The organism is Clostridium bowmanii, assembly GCF_018861315.1.
In the GTDB taxonomy this organism is placed as follows: Bacteria; Bacillota; Clostridia; order Clostridiales; family Clostridiaceae; genus Clostridium_AD; species Clostridium_AD bowmanii.
On the sequence record NZ_JAHLDL010000084.1, the window covers coordinates 1 to 2,615 of the forward strand.

2 protein-coding genes and 1 pseudogene are annotated in these 2,615 nt (G+C 30.4%); 2 read left to right on the forward strand and 1 reads right to left on the reverse strand.

All coding sequences use genetic code 11. From position 1 onward, the window contains the following. Window positions 1-148: 148 nt before the first annotated feature. Window positions 149-1,257, reverse strand: a protein-coding gene (locus KPL51_RS22855) for an IS3 family transposase (protein WP_216166707.1) whose coding sequence is annotated in 2 segments (ribosomal slippage) — window positions 149-1,011 and window positions 1,011-1,257 — 1,110 coding nt in all. Because the reading frame shifts where the segments join, the coding sequence is not laid out codon by codon here. An 86-nt stretch (window positions 1,258-1,343) separates the two neighbouring features. On the opposite strand from KPL51_RS22855, the pseudogene KPL51_RS22860 reads away from it, so the two are divergent. After that, a pseudogene (locus KPL51_RS22860) lies at window positions 1,344-1,628 on the forward strand (reverse transcriptase domain-containing protein); the annotation flags it as partial. Window positions 1,629-1,981: 353 nt separating this feature from the next. Further along, window positions 1,982-2,473, forward strand: a complete 492-nt coding sequence (locus tag KPL51_RS22865; protein ID WP_216166711.1) for a DUF6106 family protein — start codon at window positions 1,982-1,984, stop codon at window positions 2,471-2,473. Window positions 2,474-2,615: the final 142 nt, after the last annotated feature.

The window sequence follows — 2,615 nt, forward strand, 5'->3', positions numbered from 1 at the left end:
CGTTTACTCGTCGGTGAAAGTCCGATACGGGGGCTGATAGTGCCAACCGTTAGCTTAAGACAAGGGTGTCCTCCGTGAGGGGGAATCTGAATTATCCGAGTTAAACGATTATCCTAATATGGATTGTCAATACTTTTTCACACAAATTTTATTCGGACATCTTAGCCTTATATTCTTTTGGTGTCAAATAGTCTAATGAACCATGAATTCTATGGTTATTATACCAGTTTACGTAATCAAATAGCTCTCGTTCCAATTCTTCAAAACTGCTAAATACTCTATCATATGCAAATTCTGTTTTTATTATTTTATACGTTGCTTCTGCAACTGCATTATCGTATGAACAGCCTTTTTTACTAAGCGACCTTTGGATATTAAATGTTTCTAAAACCTCATCTATAATCTTATTTTTAAATTCATTTCCCCTATCTGTATGAAATATATTTATGTTACTAAGGTTACAATCTGCTCTCATAAAGGCCTCATAAACAAGCTTAGCATCCTTATTCTTGCCCACAGAGTAACTTATTAACTCTCTATTATGTAAATTTATAAGAAGGCATATGTAGTGCCATTTTCCAGCAACATTTACATAGGTTAAGTCACTTACAACAACATCTAGATTGGATCTGTTTTGAAAATCTCTATTAACGACGTTCTCAATTTTATCATTGTTACAACCAGATTTATGTATTTTAAACTGTTTAATAGTATAATTTGATACTAGTCCATATTTCTTCATTATACATGCTATTTTAGCTCTTGATGCCTGAATTTCTTTCTTGGATAGCTCAACCTTTATTTTTCTTGTACCGTAGTTATTTTTACTATCTTTAAAAATCTTTATGATTACATTTTCTAACTCTGAATTAAACCTGCGTTCTTTACGTTTATAGTAAACTAGACCTCTTGGGATGCCTAGTGCTCTGCACATTGCGCTAATACTGTATTTATACTTATTTGCTAAAATAAGTTCTATTTTCGTCCCATTATCAGCGCTGCTTGCTTTAAAATATCATTTTCCATCTCTAACCTAGCATTCTCTTTTTTCAATCTAAGTAACTCATTTTCGGCATCGCTGCGGTTATCTTTTGCTTTAAATGATCCAGTATTACTATAATCTGCAACCCATTTATTAATAGTGGATTTAGCCACCCCGTATTCTCTTGATATTTCTGCAATAACCTTACCATTATTCCTAAGTGCTACTAGTTGTTTTTTAAATTCCTCAGTATAATTTTTCCCGTTTCTTCCCATGATATAAACCACTCTCTCTTTCTCATATTTTTATATTATATCATGTCCGAATATTTATTGTATAACTAATTATAACCTATCCATCTTTGATACGAAAGTATCTACAAAGTGGGGTGATGATAAATGGGGTATTTATGAATACTGAAGAAGGAGCACCTCAAGGTGGACCCTTGTCCCCATTATTAAGTAACGTAATGTTAAATGAACTTGATGTAGAACTAACAAAGCGAGGATTAAACTTTTGTAGATATGCTGACGATGCTAATATATATGTTAAAAGCGAGAAATCAGCAAATAGAGTAATGAAGAGTATTACAAGATTTATTGAGGAAAAATTAAAGCTTAAAGTGAATAAAGAAAAGTGTACAGTATAATGATTAGCCTCCTCCTTGATTATAAAAATTAACTGTAAAGTTTTAAGTATACTAGATATACTTTGTAAAGTTGTATAATATATATAAATAAATATGATATATATATAAATAAATATAATATACATAATTTTTTATAAAAAGTAGCAATATAGCGGAAAACTTAGAAATATATATGTTGATACATATAAGCTGCTATAAACAGAGTACATGCTCCTATATTGCGATTACATATACCACAGGGGACTTGGCGCCAGTAGATTAATATATGAAATGCTAGTATAATCACATATGTTGGACACAAAACTATTTATGCCTAACATATGTGATTACTTTAGGGGGTCTAAAATCTTATGTATAAAGAAATGGTCCAAAGAAAAAAATTTCCAGCGATAGTATTGTTGTTTATTACATTAATTATAGTAATATGTCTATCAGACTTATTACCTAAATTAAGTATAGGCAGCATAAATATAAAATTATTTGTAACTATGTTCTTTAATGCACTAATGATAGCTCTTTGTTATATAGAGTTTTCGAAATGTAAGGTTAAGTACAAGTATTCTATAGTAGCAGACCAATTCATTATTCATAAAATAAGAGGTGAAGAGGTTAAAATATTAGAAGATATTAAATTAAAGGATATTGAGTTCATCGGTAAATATAGTAATTGCAATACAAATCTCCATATTAGTAGTAGTAAAAAATATATGTGTTCTACATTTAATGGAAGTAAGTTTTGTTGTGTATATAAAGTGCAAGATAAATTCAAAAAGTTTTATTTTGAACCTAGTGATGGTCTTATGAACAAGATGAAGTTATTAAAAGCAAAACCATTAATTTAAACAATTAGTATTAGATATATAAGAAGTATAATTGCATTAAGATTATACTTCTTTTTTTAGTGCGCCCGGCATGGGCGTTTACTCGTCGGTGAAAGTCCGATACGGGGGCTGATAGTGCCAACCGTTAGCTTAAGACAAGGGT

Excerpts from the sequence above, each read along its gene's own strand:
- KPL51_RS22865 (WP_216166711.1), top strand. The coding sequence starts at position 1,982 with ATGTATAAAGAAATGGTCCAAAGAAAAAAATTTCCAGCGATAGTATTG.